Raw genomic sequence first — 19106 nt, 5'->3', positions numbered from 1 at the left:
GGGAGCTGGCTTGCCAGCGATGATGTCGGCACATCCGAAATATCTGTTCCTGACACACCGTCATCGCTGGCAAGCCAGCTCCCACAGGGGAAGTGCGTTCAGGTTGAGATCATCGGGGGCAGGGTGCCGAGCAGTGAGACGGCGGCGACTGCGCCGATGCCGAGCAACCATTCCAGCATCACGCTGCGCTTGAGCGCACCGATGCGCTGTTCGCAATCAGCAATGCGCAAGCGATTGAACAGCGCCAACCCCAACATCCCCAGCACGATCATTGCCTTGATCAGCAGAATCAGCGCGAAGCCTGTGAACAGCGGCGTCGGCCACCACTGACCGGTCAGCACGCGGACGTTGATCAATCCGCTGATCAGCAGCCCCGCCACCAGCGCATAACCGACACCGCTGAAACGCTGCAGAATCTGCTTCAGCGGCTCACTCGGCTGGCGCAGGATCAGCACCAGCACCAACAATCCGCCAAGCCACGCTGCCACGCAGGTCAGATGAATGATCTGGTTGAGAATCAGCAGTTGCCCGCTCAAGCCATCCAGCATTGCGCCATGCCCGACCGGGGCCAGAGTCGCCAACAGTAAGCCGCTCAAGCCCAGCCGCAGTGGCATGCTTGAGCGCCACGGCGTGAACAGCAATGCCAGCAGCACAGCGTTGATCAGCAAATGCCAGCGCCACACCTGACCAAAAAAGGTCTTGCCCAACACCAGCGCAAGCGTGTCGGGATCGAAAGCGGCGGCCGTCGAACCAGCCATGCTCGCCGTGATCAACAGCGCCCAGATCACGCCGCTGACCAGCGCAATTGCCGCCAGCCAACGCGCCAGCCGCGCCTGGTGCCGATCCACCGCCGGCGCTTCACCCTTGAGCAACAAGGGCCTGAACAGCCAGGCCCCGAACAGCATCAACACCACGGTGAAATGCACAAAGCGACACAGCACCAGCGCTTCACTCATGAATTACTGGCCAACCTTGAACTGATAGGCGCCTTCGCTTTTGTGCGTGTCGACCGACACGGCGTGCCATTCGACTTTGTACTCACCGGCAGTCAGCGGTGCGGCCGGGGTGACGATGAGGGTTTTCTTGTCGCCTTCGGTGGTCAGTGCTTTGACTGCGACGGGGGCACCGTCCTTGGTCACCGTGACTTTGGTGAAGCTGGCCTCAACGCCTTCGGAAAAAGTCAGGCGCAGATCGGCCGGGGCGGCGACGGTGCTGTCGGCGGCCGGGGTCTGGCTTTTCAGGTGGGCGTGGGCGAATACCGACGAGGCGGCGAACAGCGAGGCGAGCAGGGCAGTGGTGGTCAGGATGTTCTTGAACAGCATCGCGGGTACCTCTGAGGCAGGATCGAAGAAGCCGTCAGTTTAGCCATCCGGCCACGTCTGTACGAAGTTTTGTTTTCAGCGGTCGCCCGCGCACCAGAGCGGATGCTAGTCTTGGGCAACGCTGTTGTCAGGGAGCCCTTATGGGCAATCACAAGATCGAGATCCGCCGCAGTAACGTCGAAAAAATCCTCCTGGCGGCGGAAAAAGTCTTCGCCGAAAAAGGCTTCGGCAGCACCGCCATGGCCGACATCGCTGCTGAGGTGCAGCTGCCGCGTTCCAACCTGCATTACTACTTTTCAACCAAAAGCGAACTGTACAGCGCCGTGCTGTTCGACCTGCTGGAAGTGTGGAAACAGGATGCGTTGTGCTTCGAGATGTTCGACGACCCGCGTGTGGTGCTCAGCAGCTACATCCGCGCCAAGATGAACCACTCACGCAGTCGGCCATACGGTTCGAAAGTCTGGGCCAACGAAATCATCCACGGTGCGCCGACGTTGGGCGAGGCGCTGGATGTCAGCCTGTATGACTGGGCGAAAATGAAGGAAGCGAAGATCCGCCAGTGGGTAGAAGACAAGCGGATTCTGCCGGTGGAACCGTCGAGCCTGCTGTACATGATCTGGGCTTCGACCCAGCATTACGCTGACTTTGATCATCAGGTGAACATACTCAATGATCACCAGCCGCTGTCGGACATGCAGTTCGAACGGGCGGTGCAGACGGTGACCAGCGTGATCCTGCGCGGGATCGGGCTGGAGCCCTGAGTCTTGCGGTGAACAGACTGGCCTCTTCGCGAGCAGGCTCGCTCCTACAGGGGAACGCATTCCAAATGTAGGAGTGAGCCTGCTCGCGATGGCTCCGGTTCAGACACCACTTAACTCAAGGTGAGACGTGATACGGATTCCGCGGATCATGATTCCAGTCCAGAAACGGCTTCCCAGTCTCCATCGGCACCATCTCGATACAGTCCGCCACTGGGCAGGTGATCTGGCACAGATTGCAGCCCACACACTCCTCATCGATCACTTCATATTTATGCGTCCCGTCCGCCTGCCGCAAGCTGCCGATCGCCTGGTGTGAAGTGTCCTCGCAAGCAATGTGGCAGCGCCCGCAACCAATGCACGCTTCCTGGTCAATCTTCGCAATCACCTGATAGTTGATATCGAGATACTTCCAGTCGGTGGTATTGCCCACCGCGCGCCCGGAAAACTCGGCGATGTTGGCGTAGCCCTGACTGTCCATCCACCGTGACAAGCCGTCCTTCATCTCCTCGACAATCCGAAACCCATGCAGCATCGCCGCCGTGCACACCTGTACCGCGCCGCTGCCCAGCGCCATGAATTCCGCCGCATCGCGCCAACTGCCGATGCCGCCAATCCCGCAGATCGGCAAACCCTGGGTCTGTGGGTCACGGGCAATCTCGGCGACCATGTTCAACGCAATCGGTTTGACCGCCGAACCGCAATAGCCGCCGTGGGTGCTCTTGCTGCCGACGGTGGGCAGGGCAACCATGTGTTCGAGGTCGACGCTGGTGATCGAGTTGATCGTATTGATCAGCGACACCGCATTGGCACCACCGCGATGCGCAGCACGGGCGGCGACGCGGATGTCGGTGATGTTCGGCGTCAGTTTGACAATCACCGGTAGCGAGCAGTAAGTCTTACACCAGCGCGTGACCTGCTCGACGTACTCCGGCACCTGGCCGACCGCCGCGCCCATGCCACGCTCGGGCATGCCGTGGGGGCAACCGAAATTCAGTTCGATGCCGTCGGCACCTGTGGCTTCCACCAGCGGCAGGATGTGTTTCCACGACTCCTCGACGCACGGCACCATCAGCGAGACGATCAGCGCGCGGTCCGGCCAGTCTTTCTTGACCTGGGTGATCTCGCGCAGGTTGATCTCCAGCGAGCGGTCGGTGATCAGCTCGATGTTGTTGATGCCCAGCACTTCGCGGTTGTTGCCGTAATGCGCCGAGTAACGCGACGAGACGTTGACCGCTGCCGGGTCCTCACCGAGGGTTTTCCAGACCACACCACCCCAGCCAGCCTCGAAGGCGCGGACCACGTTGTAGGCCTTGTCGGTCGGCGGCGCGGACGCCAGCCAGAACGGATTAGGGGCTTTGATGCCGGCGAAGACTATCGAGAGATCGGCCATTTACGCAGCCTCCACGTTGAGCATCAGTTGAGCGTTGATCGCTTCGGCGGCACGTTTGCCGTGTTGCACCGCTTGTACGGTGAGGTCCTGATCGAGGCTGGTGCAGTCGCCACCGGCATACACACCGGGGATGCTGGTGCGCAGGTTTTCATCAACCTGAATGCGCTCGCCCTGACGCTGGAGTTCGCGGGCCAGCGGGTCGACGAGGGCGCTGCCGTCGAAGGCCTGGCCGATGGCCTTGAAGATTGCGTCGGCGGCCAGCTCGAAGGTTTCTCCGGTGGTTTGCAGACGGCCGTCGACCAGATCGGTGCGGGCGAAACGCATGCCACGCACGTGGCCCTGCTCGTCGAGCAGCACTTCTTCCGGTTGCGCCCAGGTCAGCAGGCGCACCTGATTGGCCTTGGCGATGTCCTGTTCGTGGCCGGTCGCGCCCATGTCGGCGGCGCCACGGCGATACACCAGATTGACATCGCGAGCACCGAGGCGGGCCATTTGCACGGCCATGTCGATAGCGGTGTTGCCCGCGCCGAGGACGATGCAGCGCTCGGCCAGCGGCAGTTGCGTGAGGTCATCAGCCTGGCGCAGTTCGCGGATGTAATCGGTGGCGGCGAGCAGGCCGGGAGCGTCCTCGTGGGCCAGGCCGAGCTGTTTGCTGGCGTTAAGGCCGAGGCCGAGGAACACCGCGTCGAACTGTTGATGCAGCTCGCTGAGGGTCAGGTTGTCGCCGAGTTTCTGCCCGTGACGGATCTCGATGCCGCCAATCTGCAGGAGGAAATCCAGCTCTTTCTGCGCGTAGTCATCGACCAGTTTGTACTTGGCGATCCCGTATTCGTTGAGGCCACCAGCCTTCTCCCGCGCTTCGAAAATCACCACGTCATGCCCGTGCATGGCGCTGCGATGCGCGCAGGAGAGACCCGCCGGCCCGGCACCGACCACGGCGATGCGCTTACCGGTGCTGGCGGCACGCTGGAATGGGTGCTCGGTGAAATGCGCGTTGTCCACGGCGTAACGTTGCAGCAGGCCGATCAATACCGGCGCGCATTCGTGGGCGTTGTTGCGCACGCAGGCCTGCTGGCAGAGGATTTCGGTCGGGCAGACCCGTGCGCAACTGCCGCCAAGGATGTTCGCCGAAAGGATTTTCTGCGCGGCACCGGGCACGTTGTCCTGATGGATGTTGCGGATGAACGACGGAATGTCGATTTCGCTAGGGCACGCATTGACGCACGGCGCGTCGTAGCAGTACAGGCAGCGTGAGGCTTCCAGATGCGCCTGGCGATCATTGAGCGGCGGCGCCAGATCGCTGAAATGGCCGGCGAGGGCGGCCGCGCTTTCGTGCGGGTGCGGGAGATGGTTCAGGGTCTCGATCACGGTTTTGTGCCTCACGGTTATTTGAGGTTTTCTGCCTCTGATGGGCAGTGGGTTTTGTGTCGTTCGGGATGGCCTCATCGCTGGCGAGCCAGCTCCCACAGGCTTCTATGGCGTTCACAAAAACATTGTGGGAGCTGGCTTGCCAGCGATAGGCCGAAGGCCGCTTTCAGCGTTTCACGGCAACTGGCTTATGTTGCTCAGCCCGCTTGCTCAGCAAATCAAACACCGCCGGATACGCCGGCCGTTCGATGTACCGCCCGGCCCCGCGCTCGGCGCGCAGGTCGCCATCGGCCCAGACCAACCGGCCCTGGCTGACGGTATGGCTCGGCACACCGCGCACGGTCTTGCCTTCGAAGATGTTGAAGTCCACCTGCTGATGGTGGGTCTTGGCGGAGATGGTGCGCGTGCCTTGCGGGTCCCATAGCACCAGGTCGGCATCGGCGCCGACGCGGATCGCACCTTTTCGTGGATAGAGGTTGAAGATTTTTGCGGTGTTGGTGGAGGTGAGGGCGACGAAGTCCTGCATCGACAAACGTCCGCTGTTGACCCCTTCATCCCAAAGCACCGCCATGCGATCTTCTATGCCGGCGGTGCCATTGGGGATCTTGCTGAAATCGTCGCGCCCGGCGGCTTTTTGTTCGGCACAGAAACAGCAATGGTCGGTGGCGGTGGTGTGCAGATTGCCGCTCTGCAAGCCATGCCACAGCGCTTCCTGATGCCCGCGCGGACGGAACGGCGGGCTCATCACGTAACCGGCGGCGGTCTGCCAGTCTGGGTGTTGGTAGACACTGTCATCGAGTAGCAGATGCCCGGCGAGCACCTCGCCGTAAACCGGTTGGCCTTTGCTGCGCGCATAGGTGATTTCGTCGAGGGCTTCCTTGGTCGAGACATGCACCAGATACAGGGGCGTGCCGATGGTTTCGGCAATGCGAATCGCCCGGCTCGCGGCTTCACCTTCGACCTGCGACGGACGCGACAGTGGGTGCGCTTCCGGCCCTGTGATGCCTTGGGCCATCAACTTGCGTTGCAGGTGATACACCAGCTCGCCGTTTTCCGCGTGCACGGTTGGCACCGCGCCGAGTTCCAGGCAGCGCTCGAAACTCGCCACCAAGGTGTCGTCGGCGGCCATGATCGCGTTCTTGTAGGCCATGAAATGCTTGAAGCTGTTGATGCCGTGATGGCTGACCAGTTCGGCCATTTCCTCGCGGACCTGCTCGCTCCACCAGGTGATCGCGACATGGAAGCCATAGTCCGACGCCGACTTCTCGGCCCAGCCGCGCCACTGATGGAACGCTTCCATCAATGATTGCTGCGGATTGGGAATAACGAAGTCGATGATCGACGTGGTGCCGCCGGCCAGACCCGCTGCCGTGCCGCTGTAGAAGTCCTCACTGGCGACGGTGCCCATGAACGGTAGTTGCATGTGCGTGTGCGGGTCTATGCCGCCGGGCATCAGGTATTGGCCGCTGCCGTCGAGTACTTCGGCGCCGGCGGGAATATCAATATTTTCACCAATGGCTTTGATCACGCCGTCAGCGCAATAGACGTCGGCGCGATAACTTTCATCATGGGTAATAACGGTGGCGCCACGGATCAACAGAGACATTCCGAGTTCCTCGCAGGCATGACCGACTTGTGTCGGTTCTAAATGTTTTATTGATGTACAGCGGTGAAGGGCGTATTCCTGTCAGCGCTGTCAGGAATTGAAGCTAGTCGCAGATTTGCAATAGATCAAGATTATTTTTTATAAGCTTATGACTGTTTTAAGCTACTGAAAAATAAGGATAAAAATACAAGATCACCAAAATGGTGAGGCTGTTCACCATTTTGACGCACTTGACAGGATGGAAATATGAGCAAGATTTCCTATGTGAAATCAGCCGCTTGAAGTTGAGCTGCGGTTGCTCGTTCACAATGAAAATAAATCCAGTGCACCAGATTGAGTCCTGTCTGTTCGGACAACTTGCCAAGTGTTTAGCCTGAGCACCCAGACAAGTTTGCGCGAACTCATCCGGTGAATAATTAAAACTGATGAATATCAGAAAGTTGCAAAGCGTTTGAAACACCGCCCGATGCGTAAGCGGGGCACCCGGCACGTTTATTGATGCCGCCGCTGACACCGTGGCCGGTGCATGAAAGTTGTCAGTTCCTCCGGCCATCGTCCGGCTCGCACCTGCGTGTGCAGCCGCCTGATGAGCAAAAAAATAATCAGAAGAACAGTGGAGCGGCCATGCAACAGAACAGATCGCAAGTGACCGAGCGCGACGGCTTGTTCGAACTCGAAGCCGGCAGCGTCGGGCTCGCCAGTCGCCGTTTCGTCGACGACATGGCACCGACCAAGGTGCGCGAACGAACCTGGAACAAATGGCACATCACCGCGCTGTGGGTCGGCATGTCGATCTGCGTGCCGACCTATACCCTCGGCGGTGTGCTCACTGCGTACTTCGGCCTGACTGTTGGCGAAGCGCTGTTGGCCATTCTGTTCGCCAATATCATCGTGTTGATACCGCTCACGCTCAACGCGTTTCCCGGCACCAAGTACGGCATCCCGTTTCCGGTGTTGCTGCGCTCCTCGTTCGGGATTCTCGGTTCCAATGTGCCGTGCCTGATTCGCGCGCTGGTGGCGTGCGGCTGGTTCGGTATTCAGACGATGTTCGGCGGCTTGGCCATTCACCTGTTTCTCGGCTCGATTTTCGACGGCTGGAAATCCCTTGGCGGCACCGGGGAGGTGATCGGTTTCATGATTTTCTGGGCGCTGAACCTGTGGGTGGTGATTCGCGGCGCCGAGTCGATCAAGTGGCTGGAAACCTTATCGGCACCGCTGCTGGTGGCGGTCGGGATCGGCTTGCTGGTGTGGGCGATGCCGAATGTGTCGATGACCGAGTTGCTGGCAATCCCGCCGAAACGTCCGGAAGGCGCGAGTGTGGTCAGTTACTTTGCTGCCGGGCTGACGGCGATGGTCGGCTTCTGGGCCACGTTGTCGCTGAACATTCCCGACTTCAGTCGTTACGCCAAGAGCCAGAAGGACCAGATCCTCGGGCAGATATTCGGCTTGCCGCTGACCATGTTTCTGTTCGCCTCCCTCGGCGTGATCATGACCGCAGCGTCGGTGAAACTGGTCGGTGTCACGGTGTCTGATCCGGTCAGCCTGATCGGCCATATCCAGAGCCCGGTGTGGGTTGCGGTGGCGATGGCGTTGATCATCATCGCCACGCTGTCGACCAATACCGCCGCCAACATTGTCTCGCCGACCAACGACTTCCAGAACATTGCGCCCAAGGTCATCAATCGCACCAAAGCGGTGTTGCTCACCGGTTTTGTCGGGCTGTTGCTGATGGGCCATGAGTTGCTGAAAAAACTTGGGCTGATCGTTTCCGATGTCAGCCTGGAGACCGTGTATTCCAACTGGCTGCTGGGCTATTCGAGCCTGCTCGGGCCGATCGCCGGGATCATGGTGGTGGACTATTTCCTGATCAAGAAACAGCAACTGGACCTGGCCGGGTTGTATCGCGACGACGTGTATCCGGCGTGGAACTGGGCTGGATTTCTCGCGTTCGGCGTGCCGGTGGTGTTGACCTTGTTGTCGCTGGGCAGCGATGCGTTCAGCTGGTTTTACAGCTACGGCTGGTTTACCGGTTCGGCGCTGGGCGGGGTGATTTATTACGGGTTGTGCGTGATGCGGGCGCAGCCTTCGGTCGTGAAATCAGCGGTGTAGTTGAGGGCCTCATCGCTGGCAAGCCAGCTCCCACAGTGGACCGCATTCCAAATTCAAATATGGAGCGCATTCCCCTGTGGGAGCTGGCTTGCCAGCGATGGCGGTCTCACAAGCACCACAGCAACATCCATAAGAAAAGCAGCCTGAGGAGATCCCCATGAACGCAGCCGTAGACGTTCTGCAATCCACCCATCAGCACATCAACCGCGACCGCCTCTGGGCCTCGCTCATGGAACTGGCCAAACTCGGCGCCACGGTCAAGGGCGGGGTCTGTCGCCTGGCCCTGACTGACCTCGATCGCCAGGCCCGCGACCTGTTCGTGCAATGGTGCGAGGACGCCGGATGCAGCGTCACGGTCGATGAAGTCGGCAACATCTTCGCCCGCCGCCCGGGCCGCAATCCGAACCTGCCGCCGGTGATGACCGGTAGCCACATCGACACCCAACCCACCGGCGGCAAGTTCGACGGTTGCTTCGGCGTGCTCGCCGGCGTCGAAGTCCTGCGCACCCTCAACGACCTCGGCGTGGAAACCGAAGCGCCACTGGAGGTGGTGGTCTGGACCAACGAAGAAGGTTCGCGCTTCGCTCCGTGCATGATGGGCTCCGGCGTGTTCGCCGAGAAATTCACCCTTGAAGAAACCCTCGCCAAAGTCGATGCCGAAGGTGTCACCGTCGGCGAAGCGCTCAACGCCATCGGCTATGCCGGCCCGCGCAAAGTCAGCGGCCACAAGGTCGGCGCCTATTTCGAGGCACACATCGAACAAGGCCCGATCCTCGAAGACGAACAGAAAACCATCGGCGTGGTCCTCGGTGCGCTGGGGCAGAAGTGGTTCGACCTGAAGCTGCGCGGTGTCGAGGCGCATGCTGGCCCGACGCCGATGCACCTGCGTAAGGATGCGCTGGTCGGCGCCTCGGTGATCGTCGGCGCCGTCAACCGCGCCGCCCTCGGCCATCAACCCCATGCCTGCGGCACCGTGGGTTGCCTGCAAGCCTATCCCGGCTCGCGCAACGTCATCCCCGGCGAGGTGCGCATGACCCTCGATTTCCGCCATCTGGAACCGGCACGCCTGGACTCGATGATCGCTGAGGTGAAGCAAGTCATCGACGCCACGTGCGAAGAACATGGCCTCACTTATGAGCTGACCCCGACAGCCGATTTTCCTCCGCTGTACTTCGAAAAGGGCTGCGTGGACGCTGTGCGTAGTGCCGCGAAAGGTTTGGGCCTGTCGCACATGGACATTGTCAGCGGCGCCGGCCACGACGCGATCTTCCTCGCGGAGCTTGGGCCTGCCGGGATGATTTTTGTGCCGTGCGAGGGCGGCATCAGCCACAACGAAATCGAAAATGCTGCGCCGGATGATCTGGCGGCGGGGTGTGCGGTGTTGTTGCGGGCGATGCTGGCGGCTTCGGCGATGGTCGCGGGCGGTAAAGCTGCGGCATAAAAACAGGAGATCGCAGCCCTGCAGGCGCTGTCGAGTGCAACGCGGCTGCGATCTTTTCCTGTCACCCAAACGTCATGATTTCGTGCGATGTTGCCGCCCATGAAAATCATCACCTCCGGCGCGGCCTATCTGGATATCGACGCCTACGCCTGCTGCATCGCCTACGCCGAACTGCTCAACCTGCAAGGCATTCCTGCTCGCGCCGTCAGCAGCACACGACCTAACGCCAGCGTGTCGAAAACCGTGCTCACCTGGGGCAACGGTCTTAGCGACTACACCCCGAAAACGAACGACCAATTCATCCTGGTCGACGTTTCCGACTATCACCATTTTGACCCGATCGTGATGCTCGACCAGGTGGTGGAAGTCATTGACCATCACCCGGGTTACGAACACTACTGGGCGGAAAAACTGGGATCGACCGCCGATATCCGCCCGATCGGCGCTGCCGCCACTCAGGTTTTCCAGCGCTGGCAGACGGCGGGTCTATTGCCGCAGATCAGCAAGCAAAGCGCCGCGTTATTGGCCACGGCGATTCTGGATAACACGCTGAATTTCACCGGGCAGATGACCACGGCAGCCGATATCGAGGCCTACGCCGAACTCGCGCCTCTGGGAAAACTGCACGTGAGCTGGCCACAAACGTATTACCTTGAGTGCCAGGTCAGTATCGAAGCAGACCTCGCGGCCGCGTTGGCGGCCGATTTGAAATGGATGAAACCCGAAAGCAATCTGCCGCACGTCTTCGCGCAAATGACGGTATGGGATGCCGATGCCTTATTACAAAAGCACCTTTCGACGATCAATGGCTGGATGGCCGGGCAGGGCGAAGACTGGTTGCTGAATGTAATCGGCATCCGCGACGGTAAAAGCGCTCTGCTGGCTCAATCCAGCGTCAGCCAAGACAAACTGAATAATCTCTTGCCGCTCGACTGGCAGGCTGGAATAGCAATCCTGAAGCCCTCCATGCTGCGCAAGGAGTTGCTAAGGATTGATCTCGACCGGACTAACAAACCCGGCTCCCACAAGGTTCCGTGCGGCACAAAAATGTCGTGAACGACCCCGATCCTGTGGGAGCTGGCTTGCCAGCGATGAGGCCCATCCAGCCAGGAAAAAATCCCAGGCAATCAACTGTCAGCGATTCAAAACATCCCCCATCCACTGCAAATACTCCGCCCGCTCGGAAATCGAGTTATGCCCCGAATCCGGCACGACCTTGAGCACCGCCACGCCCTTGGGAAAATTGGCCAGTAACCGCTGCGTACTGTCCCGGGGGATTACCTCGTCATCACTCGCCGCCAGCAACAGCGTCGGCACGCGAAGATGCGCGGCGTACTTGCCTGACTCGAAGCGATCCTTGAGCAACCACTTCACCGGCACCCACGGGTATTGCCGCGCGGCGATTTCTTCGAGGCTGTTGTACGGCGTCACCAGAATCAACCGCTGCACCGGCCGTTGACTGGCCAGACGCACGGCGACCCCCGAGCCCAGGCTGCGCCCGATCACGGCGACTTGCGGATGGCTGGCATATACCTGATCGAACAGCGCCAGCGCATCCTCGGCAATCGCCTCTTCGGACGGTGAGCCGCCGCTGCCACCGAAGCCGCGATAATTGAGCAGATACACCGCGTAATCGGCAAACGCCTCGGTAAATTCCGGCAGGTTGCGCGACACGTCCTCCGCATTGCCCCCGAAATAGATCAGCGCCCGCGGTCCGACGCGCTCGCGGGTGATCACCGAAACCTGCGCGTCCGGCATCGACAGGGTCAGTTGTGAGTCGGCACTGTTGACGGCGTTGGGCTGGGGAAACCAGATCAGCGAGCGCTGAAAAAAGAACAGCGCCGCGCACAGCACCAGGTACACGGCGATGATCAAAACGACGAGTGACATCAGGGTTCGGGACATTCGGCTACTTTTAACGGGGTGTGAGGGTTCGCTGTCGCAGTGTAGTCCAGCGGTTTGATCCGGCCGTTCTCGCACACAACGTGCAACAGATCCACGCAGCAGGGGAACCAGCATGAGCCACACTGAGGGTTACTCCCGTCGCCGATTGCTCACGCTGGCTGCCGGGGTTTCGGCGGTCTTCACCTTTGATCGGGCGTTGGCCACTGCCATATCGCCCGCCGTTCCCGGAGGCCAAGCCATGCAGACCCGCGTCATCCCATCCAGCTCCGAGCCGCTGCCCATGGTCGGGCTGGGCACCTATCGCGGTTTCGACGTCGGCCCCGGCGATCCGGCCTACAAGCAACTGCCGGCGGTGCTCGACGAACTGTTCGCCAAGGGCGGCACGGTTGTCGACAGCTCGCCCATGTACGGCCGCGCTGAAGCGACCACGGGCGAACTGTTGTCGATCCATCAGCCGCGCTCGCCAGCGTTTCTGGCGACCAAGGTGTGGACGCGGGGACGTGAGGAGGGTATTGCGCAGATGGAGCAGTCGTTCAGCCTGCTGCGCACCGAATGCATCGATCTGATGCAGATCCACAATCTGCTGGACTGGCAAACTCATCTGCCAACCCTGCGTGAATGGAAAGCGCAGGGGCGCATTCGTTACATCGGCATCACCCACTACACGCCTTCGGCCTATGACGAAGTCGAGGCGGTGTTGAAGGCTGAGCCGCTGGATTTTCTGCAAATCAACTACGCCCTCGACGACCGGGGCGTGGAAAAACGCATTCTGCCGCTGTGCCGCGAGCGCGGTGTGGCAGTGATCTGCAACCGGCCGTTTGGCGGCGGTGGCGTGCTCGCCCGGCTCAAGGGCAAACCGCTGCCGGCGTGGGTGTCGGACGTGCAGGTCAACAGTTGGCCGCAACTGGCGCTGAAGTTTCTGCTGGCGCACCCGGCGGTGACTTGCGTGATTCCCGGCACCGGCAATCCACGCTACATGGCTGATAACGTCAGGGCGGGATTCGGGCCGATGCTCACCGATGCGCAGCGCCATCAGTTGATTGCGCTGGTGGGTTGAACGGTTAGGTAAGCGACTCACAACTTTGCGCCGATTCGACCGTGCATTAATTTCCAAATGATCTGAAGGACTGTCATATCTGACAGTTGGAGGGATTTTGCTTGCAGGCAATCATAGAGACGTAGCTTCAACCAGGAAGAACGATCATGGACGTGCAAAGCCGCAGATATGCCTGCTTCACTGGGGTTTGCCTCCTGCTGATCGTGTTCGCGGCCTATGCGTTGAATCAACAGTTTGTGTGTCTGGGAACGCAGCGCGGGCAGATTGCGACAATGTCTGCGAGCTCTTTGGAAGCGGCTGTGAAAATAGCCAAGGCGACTTGGGGCGCCGCGGGTTGTTATAAAAAATGACCAAACGGCTGACGCCATTCTGCGGCGCTCACTCGCGATAGCGCAGCGCCTCCAGCAACAAGGCAAACGCCGGTGCCGCCTGGCGTCGGCTCGGGTAGTAAAGGTGATAACCGGCGAAGGTCGGGCACCAGTCTTCGAGCACTTGCAGCAAGCGGCCATCGGCCAGGTACGGCGCGACGATGTTTTCCGGGATATAGCTCAGGCCGAAACCGTCCAGGGCCGCATCAAGCAGCGGGTAGACGCCGTTCAGCGTGACTTGTCCGGAAACCCGCACCTTGAGGCTTTCGCCATACTTTTCGAACTCCCAGGTATAGAGCCCGCCGTTAGTGGGCAGGCGCAAATTGTTGCAGGCGTGTTCGGTTAGCGCGCGTGGTGTTTGCGGCACTGAGCGGCTGGCGAAATACGCGGGCGACCCGACCACCGCCATGCGCATGTCCGGGCCGATGCGCGTCGCGATCATGCCTTGCGCCACGTCCTCGCCCAGGCGCACGCCCGCGTCGAAACCTTGCCCGGCGATGTCGACGAAACCGTAATCGCAGCAGACTTCGACGGCGATATCCGGGTAGCGCGGCAAAAACTTCTTGAGCACCGGGCGCAGCAGCCAGTCCAGCGAATGGTCGGTGGCGTTGATACGGATCTTGCCGGCCGGGGTTTCGCGCAGATTACTCAGCGCAGCGAGTTCTACTTCGATCTCTTCAAAGCGCGGGCCAACAGTTTGCAAAAGGTGTTCACCAGCCTCGGTGGGAGAGACGCTACGGGTGGTGCGGGTCAGCAGGCGCAGGCCCAATCGCGCTTCGAGGGCACGGATGGTATGGCTGAGCGCCGATTGCGAGACGCCGAGTTTGGCCGCAGCCTTGGTGAAACTGCGCTCACGTGCCACGGCGAGAAAGGCGAGCAGGTCAGTGGCGTTTTCACGAAGCATTGATGAGTGTCCTGCATAAGTTTTTTCGAATTCTAGTCGATTATCTAAAGAGTACAGCCCGATAAAGTGAACGCATGTCCCGTGTTGGCAGTGCCGCAGGGGTTTGTCGAAATTCTGGAGGGCTGGTCATGAATCCGATTACTGCATCTGCTTTGACTCTTTCGTTGTTGGCTGCGGATGTTCAGGCCAATGAACATCCACGGGTGACGGTAACGCCCAATGGATCACAACCATCGGCTGAAGGGCCGGCTGACTGGTTTACCGGCGCCGTGCGGATTGATGCGCCATTCAAAGGCAGCGATGACGCGCGAGTCAGCGGCGCCACGGTGACATTCGAGCCCGGAGCAAGGACGGCGTGGCATACCCATCCGTTGGGTCAGACGCTGATCGTTACTGCTGGTTCAGGTTTTGTGCAGGAGTGGGGGCAACCTGTTCGGCAGATTCGTCCTGGCGACACGGTGTGGATCGCGCCCGGTGCCAAGCATTGGCATGGCGCGGCACCAACCACGGCGATGACGCACATCGCTATTGCCGAAGTGCTGGATGGCAATGTGGTGGAGTGGATGGAGCAGGTGAGCGAAACGCAGTATCCGCGCACCGAGTGAGCCCATTTCCCTCACCCCAGCCCTCCCGAAACGTCGGACCGCCCGGTGGGAGAGGGAGCCGACGGAGGTGTCTTGCGCTATACATCGACCTGAAAGAGCAGCGTCGATTATGGATTCGGCAATGCTCTTTCAGGTCGGCGTAGTTCTGAAGCATCCCCCAATCGGTCCCCTCTCCCTTTGGGAGAGGGTTAGGGTGAGGGGCTTTTCAGCGCTTCAAATCATTTCCGGCAACGACGAGAGAATCTTGTCCAGGGTAATCGGATACTCCCGCACCCGTGCCCCGGTCGCGTTGTAGATCGCATTCGCCACCGCCGCACTCACCCCGCAAATCCCCAACTCACCGACACCCTTGGCCTTCATCGGCGAAGAAATCGGATCGGTCTCATCAAGAAAAATCACCTCCTGATGCGGAATGTCGGCGTGCACCGGCACCTCATACCCGGCCAGATCGTGGTTGACGAAAAAGCCAAGCTTCTTGTCGACCGCCAATTCCTCCATCAACGCCGCGCCCACGCCCATGGTCATCGCCCCGATAACCTGACTGCGCGCGGCTTTCGGGTTAAGAATCCGTCCGGCAGAACACACGGCGAGCATGCGCCGTACGCGAACTTCGCCAGTCGCTGCGTCCACCGCGACTTCAACAAAGTGCGCACCAAACGTCGACTGCTGATACTGCTTGGCAAGGTCGGCGAACTCAATGCTGTCCTCTGCTTCAACAACGCCGTTCTGCGCCGCATTGCGCAGCGGCAAGGTTTTGCCGCCGGCTCGCACCTGACCGTCAGTGAACTCAACTTCGCCATTCATGCCCAGTTTTGCCGCGACCGCTTCACGCAGTTTTACGCACGCGGCATAGACCCCGGCCGTCGAGCAGTTGGCGCCGAACTGGCCACCGGAGCCCGCTGACACGGGGAAGTTCGAATCGCCCAACCGCACCACGACATCGTCGATACCCACGCCCATCATCTCGGCAGCGGTCTGCGCGATGATCGTGTAACTGCCGGTGCCGATGTCGGTCATGTCGGTTTCCACCGTGACCTTGCCGTCGCGCTCCAGTCGGACCCGTGCGCCGGACTCCACCAGCAGGTTATTACGGATTGCCGCGCCGACGCCCATGCCGATCAGCCAGCGACCCTCGCGGCGGCTGCCGGGCGTGGCGTTGCGCTGGTCCCAGCCGAATTTATCGGCACCGGTTTGCAGGCATTCGATCAAACGCCGCTGGGAGAATGGCCGCTCGGTTTTCACCGGGTCGACCTGAGTGTCATTGAGGATGCGGAACTGGATCGGATCGAGTTTGAGCTGCTCGGCCATTTCATCCATGGCGATTTCCAGCGCCATCAACCCCGGTGTTTCACCCGGCGCACGCATGGCGTTGCCTTCGGGCAGATCGAGCGGCGCCAGACGCATGCTGACCAAACGATTTTGTGCGGCGTAGAGCAACTGACTCGGTTGCGCCGCGACCTCGACCTTGCCGTCCTCAAGGTTGCCCGACCAGCCTTCGTGAGCGATGGCGGTGAGTTTGCCGTCCGCCGTCGCCCCCATACGGATGCGCTGGATAGTCGCTGGACGGTGGGTGGTGTTGTTGGCGATCTGTGGGCGGGCGAGGGCGACTTTCACCGGTCTGCTCGCCATGCGCGCGCCGAGGGCGGCGAGTATCGCGTCGGCGCGAATGAACAACTTGCCGCCAAAACCGCCGCCAATGTACGGCGAGATCAAGCGGACTTTTTCCTCGGGCAAGCCAAGGGTAGTGGCGATGTCACCGACGCTCCAGGCGATCATCTGGTTGGACGTCCACAAGGTCAGCTGATCGCCTTTCCACGCGGCCAATGTTGCGTGCGGTTCCATCATTGCGTGGGACTGATCCGGGGTGGTGTAGGTCTGGTCGAACTGCACCGGCGCGGCGGTAAAAGCGGCGGCAAAATCGCCGTGTTTTACGTCTGGCAGTTCGTCTTTCGGTTCAACGCCTTGATCGCGCACGCTGGCCAGATCGAACTCGCCTTTGGCCGCGACATAATCGACTTTGACCAACTGCGCAGCAGCGCGCGCCTGCTCGAAAGTCTCGGCGACCACCAGCGCGACAGCCTGGTGATAATGCTGCACCTCAGGGCCGGCCAGCAGGTGCGCCGAGTTGTATTTGCCCTTGCCGAGTTTGCCGGCGTTGGCAGCGGTAACGATCGCCAGAACACCGGGCGCGGCTTTGGCTGCTTCCAGATCGATGTTGGTAATGCGGCCCTTGGCGATGGCCGAGCCGACCATGAAACCGTAGGCCTGATTGGCCACCGCTTCATGTTGCTCGTAGGCGTACGGCGCCTGGCCGCAGGTTTTCAGTTTGCCTTCGATGCGGTCGGTGGGTTTGCCGATGACCTTCAATTGATCAATCGGGTTGGTGGTGGCGGGCGTGTCGAATTTCATGCTTCATCCCTCGCTTGCGCCAACACCGAGCCGAGCGTGCGCTCGACCAGGGTCAGTTTGAATTGGTTGTCGTCGGTTGGCGTGGCGCCTTCGAGCAATCGTTCGCTGACGGCTTTCGCACCCTTGGGCAGCAGCGCTTCAGCCGCTTCGACGCGCCACGGTTTCGGCGCAATTCCGCCGACGGCGATGCGGCCGCTGCCGTCCTTTTGCAGGATCAGACCGACCGACACCAGCGCAAACGCGTAGGACGAACGATCACGTACCTTGTGATAAACGTGGGTGCCGCCGAGCGGAGCGGGCAGGGTCACCGAGGTGATGAATTCGCCGGGTGTGAGGCTTGTTTCAATGTTCGGCGTGTCGCCGGGCAACTGATGGAAATCCGCCATGGCAATGCGGCGCGTGCTGCCGTCCGGTTTGACCGTTTCAATCTGCGCATCGAGGGCGCGCATCGCAATCGCCATGTCGCTCGGGTGCGTGGCGATGCACGCCGCGCTGACGCCGATGATTCCCAACTGCCGACTGACCCCGCCAATTGCCGCACAGCCACTGCCGGGATTGCGCTTGTTGCAGGCCTGATTAGTGTCGTAGAAATACGGGCAGCGCGTGCGTTGCAGCAGGTTGCCGGCGGTGGTCGCCATGTTGCGCAACTGCCCCGAAGCGCCGGCGAGCAGAGCGCGCGACAGCAGCGCGTAGTCCTTGCGCACGCGGGCGTCGGCAGCCAGATCAGTGTTGCGCACCAGCGCACCGATGCGCAGACCACCCTCGGGCGTGGCTTCGATCTGATCCAGGCCGAGGTGATTGACGTCGATCAGATGCAGCGGGGTTTCGATGTCGAGCTTCATCAGATCGAGCAGATTGGTGCCGCCGGCGATGAATTTCGCGCCTTCGATCTGCGCCGCTTGTGCCGCGGCGGCGGGGGAGTCGGCGCGGCTGTAATTGAACGGTCTCATGCCGGCACCTCCGCGACTTCGCTGATCGCCTCGATGATGTTCGAGTAGGCGCCGCAACGGCAGATATTGCCGCTCATGCGTTCCTGGAATTCTGATGCGATCAGTTGTGGTTGCTCGGTCAGGCTGGGACTGACATGGCTGGGAATGCCGTCGCGGATTTCCTTGATGACCGCCACCGCCGAGCAAATCTGCCCCGGCGTGCAATAGCCGCACTGATAGCCGTCGTGTTTGATGAACGCGGCTTGCATCGGGTGCAGGTTGTCCGGCATGCCGAGGCCTTCGATGGTGGTGATCTCTGAGCCTTCGTGCATGACCGCCAGGGTCAGGCAGGAATTGATCCGTCGACCATCGGCGATCACCGTGCACGCGCCGCACTGGCCGTGGTCGCAGCCTTTTTTGCTGCCGGTCAGGTGCAGGTGTTCACGCAGGGCGTCGAGCAGGGTGGTGCGGTTGTCGACCTCAAGGGCGCGGGGCTTGCCATTGATTTGAATCGTCACTTTGTTCATGGCCGGTTGCTCCAGATTGGCGGCGTAGGCCTTGAGGCTGATAAAGGGTGGCATCGCAAACGCGGTCGCGGTCACAGCGCCGAGGATCAAAAATTTGCGTCGGGAAATCGGCATGGTTCGATTCCTTTTTCTCTCAATCAGGCGGCAGGGTTGCGAATGGCCCATGGGGGCACGCCGGCATGCTTGCCAGTCTCGTTCTAGGAATGACCGCCGGGGATAGGAAAAGGTTTTTGCGGATTTACGCTATAGAGTTATGCGCACAGCTCATCAATGGTCTGGCCGACACAGATTCAATGTAGGTCTTCGCCTGCTCGCGATGGCGGGGTGTCAGCCAATATAGGTGTTGAATGACAGGGCCTCATCGCTGGCAAGCCAGCTCTCACAGGGACTTATGCCGTAAACACA

17 protein-coding genes are annotated in these 19106 nt (G+C 60.6%); 7 read left to right on the top strand and 10 right to left on the bottom strand.

Annotated elements, in window-relative coordinates:
- Positions 1-98 precede the first annotated feature (98 nt).
- Both copD and copC read right to left on the bottom strand, forming a co-directional pair.
- On the bottom strand, positions 99-956 hold the full coding sequence (copD, locus tag ACIONG_RS09750; RefSeq protein WP_315447363.1) for a copper homeostasis membrane protein CopD: 858 nt from the start codon (positions 954-956) through the stop codon (positions 99-101).
- Between the two features lie 3 nt (positions 957-959).
- Positions 960-1322 carry a copper homeostasis periplasmic binding protein CopC gene (gene copC / locus ACIONG_RS09745; RefSeq protein WP_103305894.1) on the bottom strand — a complete coding sequence of 121 codons (363 nt, stop codon included), beginning with the start codon at positions 1320-1322 and terminating at the stop codon, positions 960-962.
- Positions 1323-1462: 140 nt separating this feature from the next.
- Here copC and ACIONG_RS09740 point away from each other — a divergent pair, with 140 nt between their 5' ends.
- Positions 1463-2083 carry a TetR/AcrR family transcriptional regulator gene (locus tag ACIONG_RS09740; protein ID WP_095190174.1) on the top strand — a complete coding sequence of 207 codons (621 nt, stop codon included), beginning with the start codon at positions 1463-1465 and terminating at the stop codon, positions 2081-2083.
- Between the two features lie 115 nt (positions 2084-2198).
- Here ACIONG_RS09740 and preA read toward each other — a convergent pair whose 3' ends face one another.
- The 3 genes from preA to hydA form a co-directional block, all read right to left on the bottom strand.
- Complete coding sequence (gene preA / locus ACIONG_RS09735) at positions 2199-3473, bottom strand: NAD-dependent dihydropyrimidine dehydrogenase subunit PreA (protein ID WP_401298618.1); 1275 nt, start codon at positions 3471-3473, stop codon at positions 2199-2201.
- Complete coding sequence (locus tag ACIONG_RS09730; protein ID WP_401298616.1) at positions 3474-4841, bottom strand: NAD(P)-dependent oxidoreductase; 1368 nt, start codon at positions 4839-4841, stop codon at positions 3474-3476.
- Positions 4842-5007: 166 nt separating this feature from the next.
- Positions 5008-6447 (bottom strand): dihydropyrimidinase, encoded by a 1440-nt coding sequence (gene hydA, locus ACIONG_RS09725; RefSeq protein ID WP_401298613.1) that lies wholly within the window; start codon positions 6445-6447, stop codon positions 5008-5010.
- A gap of 624 nt (positions 6448-7071) precedes the next feature.
- On the opposite strand from hydA, the gene ACIONG_RS09720 reads away from it, so the two are divergent.
- The 3 genes from ACIONG_RS09720 (at position 7072) to ACIONG_RS09710 (ending at position 11053) form a co-directional block, all read left to right on the top strand.
- Positions 7072-8556, top strand: a complete 1485-nt coding sequence (locus tag ACIONG_RS09720) for an NCS1 family nucleobase:cation symporter-1 (RefSeq protein WP_401298611.1) — start codon at positions 7072-7074, stop codon at positions 8554-8556.
- Positions 8557-8713: 157 nt separating this feature from the next.
- Positions 8714-9997, top strand: coding sequence for a Zn-dependent hydrolase (locus tag ACIONG_RS09715; protein ID WP_401298608.1), 1284 nt, complete (start codon positions 8714-8716; stop codon positions 9995-9997).
- Between the two features lie 99 nt (positions 9998-10096).
- Positions 10097-11053, top strand: coding sequence for a bifunctional oligoribonuclease/PAP phosphatase NrnA (locus ACIONG_RS09710; protein ID WP_401298605.1), 957 nt, complete (start codon positions 10097-10099; stop codon positions 11051-11053).
- A 78-nt stretch (positions 11054-11131) separates the two neighbouring features.
- Here the strand turns inward: ACIONG_RS09710 and ACIONG_RS09705 are convergent, their stop codons facing one another.
- Positions 11132-11902, bottom strand: a complete 771-nt coding sequence (locus ACIONG_RS09705; RefSeq protein ID WP_401298602.1) for an alpha/beta hydrolase — start codon at positions 11900-11902, stop codon at positions 11132-11134.
- 112 nt (positions 11903-12014) lie between these two features.
- Here ACIONG_RS09705 and ACIONG_RS09700 point away from each other — a divergent pair, with 112 nt between their 5' ends.
- Both ACIONG_RS09700 and ACIONG_RS09695 read left to right on the top strand, forming a co-directional pair.
- Positions 12015-12959 carry an aldo/keto reductase gene (locus tag ACIONG_RS09700; RefSeq protein ID WP_401298599.1) on the top strand — a complete coding sequence of 315 codons (945 nt, stop codon included), beginning with the start codon at positions 12015-12017 and terminating at the stop codon, positions 12957-12959.
- Between the two features lie 146 nt (positions 12960-13105).
- Positions 13106-13309: a hypothetical protein gene (locus tag ACIONG_RS09695; RefSeq protein WP_401298596.1), complete on the top strand. Its 204-nt coding sequence runs from the start codon at positions 13106-13108 to the stop codon at positions 13307-13309.
- A gap of 28 nt (positions 13310-13337) precedes the next feature.
- On the opposite strand, the gene ACIONG_RS09690 is transcribed toward ACIONG_RS09695, so the two are convergent.
- Complete coding sequence (locus ACIONG_RS09690) at positions 13338-14231, bottom strand: LysR family transcriptional regulator (protein WP_401298594.1); 894 nt, start codon at positions 14229-14231, stop codon at positions 13338-13340.
- A 128-nt stretch (positions 14232-14359) separates the two neighbouring features.
- On the opposite strand from ACIONG_RS09690, the gene ACIONG_RS09685 reads away from it, so the two are divergent.
- Positions 14360-14836 carry a cupin domain-containing protein gene (locus ACIONG_RS09685; RefSeq protein ID WP_401298591.1) on the top strand — a complete coding sequence of 159 codons (477 nt, stop codon included), beginning with the start codon at positions 14360-14362 and terminating at the stop codon, positions 14834-14836.
- Between the two features lie 213 nt (positions 14837-15049).
- Here ACIONG_RS09685 and paoC read toward each other — a convergent pair whose 3' ends face one another.
- Genes paoC through paoA form a run of 3 tightly spaced genes read right to left on the bottom strand, consistent with a single transcriptional unit; the run spans position 15050 to position 18815 of the window.
- Positions 15050-17245, bottom strand: coding sequence for an aldehyde oxidoreductase molybdenum-binding subunit PaoC (gene paoC / locus ACIONG_RS09680; protein WP_401298589.1), 2196 nt, complete (start codon positions 17243-17245; stop codon positions 15050-15052).
- Positions 17242-18195, bottom strand: coding sequence for an FAD binding domain-containing protein (locus ACIONG_RS09675; RefSeq protein WP_401298586.1), 954 nt, complete (start codon positions 18193-18195; stop codon positions 17242-17244). The genes paoC and ACIONG_RS09675 overlap by 4 nt, the downstream gene beginning before the upstream one ends.
- The gene (paoA, locus tag ACIONG_RS09670; protein WP_401298583.1) at positions 18192-18815 is read right to left on the bottom strand and encodes an aldehyde dehydrogenase iron-sulfur subunit PaoA; all 624 of its coding nucleotides are present in this window, start codon (positions 18813-18815) and stop codon (positions 18192-18194) included. The genes ACIONG_RS09675 and paoA overlap by 4 nt, the downstream gene beginning before the upstream one ends.
- Positions 18816-19106: the final 291 nt, after the last annotated feature.

Origin of the sequence: Pseudomonas sp. NPDC087817 (assembly GCF_044742875.1) — a bacterium.
In the GTDB taxonomy this organism is placed as follows: domain Bacteria; phylum Pseudomonadota; class Gammaproteobacteria; order Pseudomonadales; family Pseudomonadaceae; genus Aquipseudomonas.
Note: the sequence above shows the minus strand (reverse complement) of the source record. Positions and strands in the feature narration are given on the sequence as shown.